At 31.5% G+C, this 5,537-nt stretch carries 8 protein-coding genes; all 8 read left to right on the forward strand.

Annotated features, from left to right (window positions below):
- Positions 1 to 329: 329 nt before the first annotated feature.
- The 8 genes from HOG71_00325 (at position 330) to HOG71_00360 (ending at position 4,942) form a co-directional block, all read left to right on the forward strand.
- Complete coding sequence (locus HOG71_00325; GenBank protein MBT5989275.1) at positions 330 to 1,112, forward strand: hypothetical protein; 783 nt, start codon at positions 330 to 332, stop codon at positions 1,110 to 1,112.
- Positions 1,113 to 1,259: 147 nt separating this feature from the next.
- A complete protein-coding gene (locus HOG71_00330) occupies positions 1,260 to 1,715 on the forward strand; it encodes a hypothetical protein (protein ID MBT5989276.1) in 456 nt (151 codons plus the stop codon).
- Positions 1,716 to 1,726: 11 nt separating this feature from the next.
- A complete protein-coding gene (locus HOG71_00335; GenBank protein ID MBT5989277.1) occupies positions 1,727 to 1,993 on the forward strand; it encodes a hypothetical protein in 267 nt (88 codons plus the stop codon).
- 123 nt (positions 1,994 to 2,116) lie between these two features.
- Positions 2,117 to 2,578 (forward strand): hypothetical protein, encoded by a 462-nt coding sequence (locus tag HOG71_00340; protein MBT5989278.1) that lies wholly within the window; start codon positions 2,117 to 2,119, stop codon positions 2,576 to 2,578.
- A gap of 2 nt (positions 2,579 to 2,580) precedes the next feature.
- Positions 2,581 to 3,024, forward strand: a complete 444-nt coding sequence (locus HOG71_00345) for a hypothetical protein (protein ID MBT5989279.1) — start codon at positions 2,581 to 2,583, stop codon at positions 3,022 to 3,024.
- A 124-nt stretch (positions 3,025 to 3,148) separates the two neighbouring features.
- Positions 3,149 to 3,319 carry a hypothetical protein gene (locus HOG71_00350; protein MBT5989280.1) on the forward strand — a complete coding sequence of 57 codons (171 nt, stop codon included), beginning with the start codon at positions 3,149 to 3,151 and terminating at the stop codon, positions 3,317 to 3,319.
- 396 nt (positions 3,320 to 3,715) lie between these two features.
- On the forward strand, positions 3,716 to 4,429 hold the full coding sequence (locus HOG71_00355) for a hypothetical protein (protein ID MBT5989281.1): 714 nt from the start codon (positions 3,716 to 3,718) through the stop codon (positions 4,427 to 4,429).
- Between the two features lie 135 nt (positions 4,430 to 4,564).
- The gene (locus HOG71_00360; protein MBT5989282.1) at positions 4,565 to 4,942 is read left to right on the forward strand and encodes a hypothetical protein; all 378 of its coding nucleotides are present in this window, start codon (positions 4,565 to 4,567) and stop codon (positions 4,940 to 4,942) included.
- Positions 4,943 to 5,537: the final 595 nt, after the last annotated feature.

The raw sequence follows: 5,537 nt of genomic DNA on the forward strand, positions 1-5,537 counted from the left end.
AGCTGCAACTCTCCCCGCCTTGTCATCAATAAAAAAAGGCTTCCAACTGAAAGCCCATTTAATCTGACATTTTGATACTTTTAGTCAATAGATTTTGAAAATTATACCCCTTTTCTGTTTATTTTATCGCGGTGATTAACAGAGGGGAAACACTTTAGAATAGGTATGATGTACAAAAAAATAAGTGAAAGCAAAGCTAAAATTCAATTGAAATCTTTTTTGAATAGTTACAAACTCCACTAACACACATGCCCTGAAGGTACAACAAAATATGAAAGAATCAAATCAAAGAATTTAACTGATAGTGGGTTTATGAAAGGAAAATAATAATGGCAGCAGCAGAAACCGCACTTATAAAAACAGTACTGACTGTTGGTCTATCCGGTACTGTTGGATATGTGCTTTACAATATTATTTCTGTTAAAGGGACTGCATCAACTGCTAATGATTACGCTCGAAAATGGCTTTCATGGATGGTATTTATCTGTACTTTAACTACTCTACCAAATTTCTTTAAACATTTTAATGTAGAATCATTTATGCGATGGATAATAATTGTTGTAGTTTATGGTTTAGCAGCCTTTGCCGCAGGATGGATTTACGGAAAAATCTTTATTAAAATACAAGATAGAAAGCCTAATTATCAAACAGCACCCAAAATTGACCCCCCTGATGTTAGGGCTAACAATAATTTTGACCTCGAACATAAATTGTATGAGCAAATTTGGAGAGAAATAGAAGAGAATAAAACAGATGTCGGCTTATGGGCAAAGTGTTTTGCAACCTGTGATGGGGATGAAAACAAGACAAAAGCACTATATGTCAATAAACGGGTCCTTGTTTTAAAAGAAAATCTACAAAAGCAATTACTTGACCAAGAAAGGGAAGCGAGAGTACATAAGCAAGCGGAAGAGGCATCTACTGAAGGTAGAGATGTCCGTTCAAGTGATTCTAAACGAAACATAGAACTGCTACTGCGTTATAAACAACACCATTGGAGTGATGATCACCGAACGCAAAAAAAAATATTGACTTGTTCGAAATGTGGCGACATACATCACGGCGAAGGGTTCGAAGAATGTGAAAATTGTGGGGAAAACCTTGCCAGTTAATGATCCATTATTTAGTAGTGGGCTGGTTGCACCCGTGGATATCAGACAAATAGCAAATGATCTGAATGTATCGTTTGATAGGACGCGGCATTTTGCAATTCGTTTTCGTGAGTAAACTGGCTGACCTACTACGTTGGAGGAAAATAAATGAAAAAAGCTTTTATTTATATTTTTTTGGTTCTGTTTTGTACCGGTTCTGTATTTGGCGGTGATACTGTTGATGAAAAAAACATTAATTATTGTATGGGAGTTTTTACTTACTCTATGAATTATTTTATGCTACAAAATAATGAAGGAGCAGCTAAAATAATGGCTCTTCAATCCACTAGGGCAGCAGTATCATTAATGTCAATGGTTTATAAGAATGGGAAAGCCCTACGTTCAGATTTGGATAGATTTAGCTCCGAAAGACAGAAGGCTAAAGTATATTTAGATAAACATATCAATAAAATCGGAAACGAAATTGATAATTGTATTTTGATTACAAACAGAATCGTAAAAATTCAAGAATCAAAGGGGATTATAATGTTTGGTAAATCATTTCAAGGCTTAATTAGGGAAATGAACATCGAGCTTCTGAAAACGTATGGGCTAATAAAATAGTTTGGAGGAATATGAATAAATTGATATGGATAAGTATATTTTTTGTTGCAGTGATTGTACAAGCGATGCAAAGCAATTTCATGTTTGCATTTGGCAAAACCATTCCGTGGTTCATTGCTGGATTGGTGTTCTCGCCAATCTGGTGGGGTGTAACAAGGAAAAACAGAAAAGTATCTTGGCAATGGTTCGATTGGCTCAATGCTGGTTCCTATATGATGTTGATCTTATTTGTGTTGAATCTCATAGTCAAAGCGTATATGACATCACAAGGAGTTTAAATGGAAAATAAAATACTTCAAAACATTAAAGAACTACAAAATACTATTACTATTGCAAGTTTGAATTATGAAATTTGGTGAATATATAAAGAAAAAGAAAGTAGGAAACAATTTGTAAATACCATGAATCACTATAAACTCTTTTTCAAGACTTCTCTTCATGCTCATTTTGTAGCGATGATAATTGCACTTTATAAGCTTTTCGAGACTCGGAAAGATACAGTAAATATTCCGCAACTTATAAAACTTTTCAAAAAAGAAGGCAACTTCCCTCCACTGGAATTCCAAAAGTTAGAGTCAGAAATAAAACGAATAAAACCCTTGTGGATCAAAGTATCTATTCTCCGAAATAGTTTTTTTGGACATAGATCAACGCTTTTTGACAATCAAGATATTAGGGAATGCACCAGTGTTACACCAAATGAATTTAAAACATTGATTGAAGGTGTCAAAAGGATATTAAATGATATGTCCTCAATATGGAATAAAAGCAGTCATGTTTTTAAACTTTCTGCTACTGAAGATACTATGACCTTGTTGGAAGATTTAAAAACTCATAATGGAAAAAATAAAGTCCCGAGGTGAATATGAAAAAATATATGTATATCTTTTTCATTATTGCTGTTGCTGGAATAATATCATCTCCATCATATGCTAAAGAATATTTTGCAATTTTACAAATTAATGATCCAAGTTCAGGATTAACGAGAATAGTTATTCAAAGAAGTGATAATAAATTAGTAGCTCAACTACTAAACAAGAATTTTTGGAAAGGTGTTCAAACAACATGCCCACATTGTGATAAAGAAATAGAAACTATTTTAACTGATTTGCCTCCTTCCTATAGCGAGATATTTCAAGACAAACCAATGGTATTCCCCTATTTGTCTTGGAAGGAAGATAGAATAATAGTTTTTGGAGTGCCCATGAATGAAGCAGTAAAAGTGTGCAATTGGATGACCAATCAATATAAGACCCAATTAAAACGGCAAGATGCCAAAACCATTTTGCCAAAGAGTTTAACTGATTAAAAAAGTGTAAACTAATATAATTGAAAGTATTTTAGAAACTTCAGCTAAAGGGATTCCCAAACCCGAAAACATAACTATCGTTGAGTGGCAGTATGGCTCTTATTCTATAATGGAGACATTAAAAATGACAGATCAAATCATTGGCGCGGCTATCAAAGGCGCCCTAATGGGTTTAATCGGCTTAATTGGTTATCTATTAATTTGGGTATGGAATCGATATCGTACTAAAAATATTCAGGACGCAGACAAAGACGCAGAAACTTGGAACGAACAAATTAAAAAAAAGAATGATTAAAAAAATTCCTTCGAAGTCAAAAAGTGAGAGTTCAAAAATAAAAGAAAAAATTGATAGTACTGTAATGAATTATATGAATAAGTATGGATACGTAACATGAGGGATTAATTGGCTCTGTAAATTAAATTGTGTATCTGTACATGATTCTATAAGTTATTAAAAACTTAAGAAGAAAGATGAGCACACATGGACGACAAGAAATGATGATAGTCCTGCCCCACTTTCCTCGTGCCTGTTAACAAGCCGCTGCATGTATATTCATATAAAAATGGTGATGTGAAAACAATAAATTAGGTATTTCTACCTATTGATATTTTTATTTTAAATTAATAGATTGGTTCAATCTTTTATTCAAATTCTTTTAAACTTTTGATGAATAACAATGAAGGTGATATTATGAAATTTTTTTTGATTTGTTTTATTTTTCTAATTTCAATTATTTTCACAACATTTGGATTCACAAATCCATCTTATGACACATCCACTGGAATTTTAACAATACCAAACCTTGATATAAATGGAACACCAACATTTATTGATGTAAGTTTGTTATTGAAATCAGATGGAACATATAGTGTGTTAGAAATAAAAACACCACCAATCACTAATACCACTTTTCCATATACAGATAAAAAAGATTTTGATGGGGAATCTATTGGTGATTTAATTAGTTCAAATGATGGTTCAGTTTGGAAAATAAAAGGTATAACTGGAAGTTCTATTGAGAAATGGGAAGAAAATAATTATACCATATATTATGGGACTGGTTCACTTGAAGATCCAGTGAATGGAACAAAAACTGATTATTATATGTTGATAGATGGTGTATCAATGGTTTTTTTTGTAGAACCTATTTCATATAAGAATACTATTTTAACAGACAAAAAAGATTTTGATGGGGAGTCTATTGGTGATTTAATTAGTTCAAATGATGGTTCAGTTTGGAAAATAAAAGGTATAACTGGAAGTTCTATTGAGAAATGGGAAGAAAATAATTATACCATATATTATGGGACTGATTCACTTGAAAATCCGGTGAATGGAACAAAAACTGATTATTTTATGTTGATAGATGGTGTATCAATGATTTTTTTTATAACTCCAATTTAAAGTTTTTATTCAGAAGGGTATCAATAATCTTATAATGATAAAACCAATAAAACCTACAAAAATTTTAAAATGGATATTTGAATATTGAGTTGATTAATAGAATAACTTTTCACACATAACAATTGGGAGGATTTTATGGGATTATTGAAAGGTTTATTTAACAAAATGGGAAATTCCCACATTAGAATGTTGGTAAAAGAGTGTATTCAAATGATAATTGATAGTTTAAGGGATCTGAAACATGAAACTAATGGGAAATCCCATATAGGGGATATTCTTGATCAGTTGATTATTGAGATAGGTCTTTCTCCTGATGTGATAGAAAATTATTATCCTGAATTTATAGAAGAAGATATTGAAAAAAAATTTAAAACTTATGTTGAATTTTATGTTGTTGGTAAATTAGGAAGAAAAATAGATTTTAGTTCGGGTGAATCAACTATTCTACAAAATGAAATAGATAAATATTGGTTGAGAATTAAAACTTCAGATTCATTTATGAACTATGGATAGGGTTATAATTTTAAATATCTATAAACAATAGGTCTGGATATCCCAAAATGTTTTGAAATTTCTGTCTTTGGGATTTTATTTTGTTGATGGAAATTGGTCTTATTGTGGAACCTGTTTCGAATTCTAAATTTATTTTGTATTTGTTAATTTTAGACCATTTTTAACAAAATGAAGTTTGAACTGATACAAACCAAATTATAGGTGATGTTATGAAGAAGTTTTTAATATCTGTTCTGTTTTTCCTGTTAGTTTCAACCAATGTCTATTGTGAACCAAGTAAGACAACCCAAACCCTTTTAGACACTCCTATGTCTATGTTGGAGTGGGGAATGTATAAAACAACCCTTGAATATACTGGTGATGGGTTTAGAAGACAATTGATAGTGATGTCTATCAATAGAGAACTCAAGAAAAAACCAAATATCAATATGAAGTTTTTGATTGATGGGGTGTGTCTATAGCGCTATTCAAAATTGATACACATATGCTCAGATAAATTAACACACTACTTTTGTTTGCAATTTCAATGTTGCAGCATTTTTTTCACACATATCTAACAGCTATTTAATTATAGCAACAACAAATACCATCAGCG

The sequence above is a fragment of the Bacteroidota bacterium genome (assembly GCA_018698135.1).
Taxonomy (GTDB): domain Bacteria; phylum Bacteroidota; class Bacteroidia; order CAILMK01; family JAAYUY01; genus JABINZ01.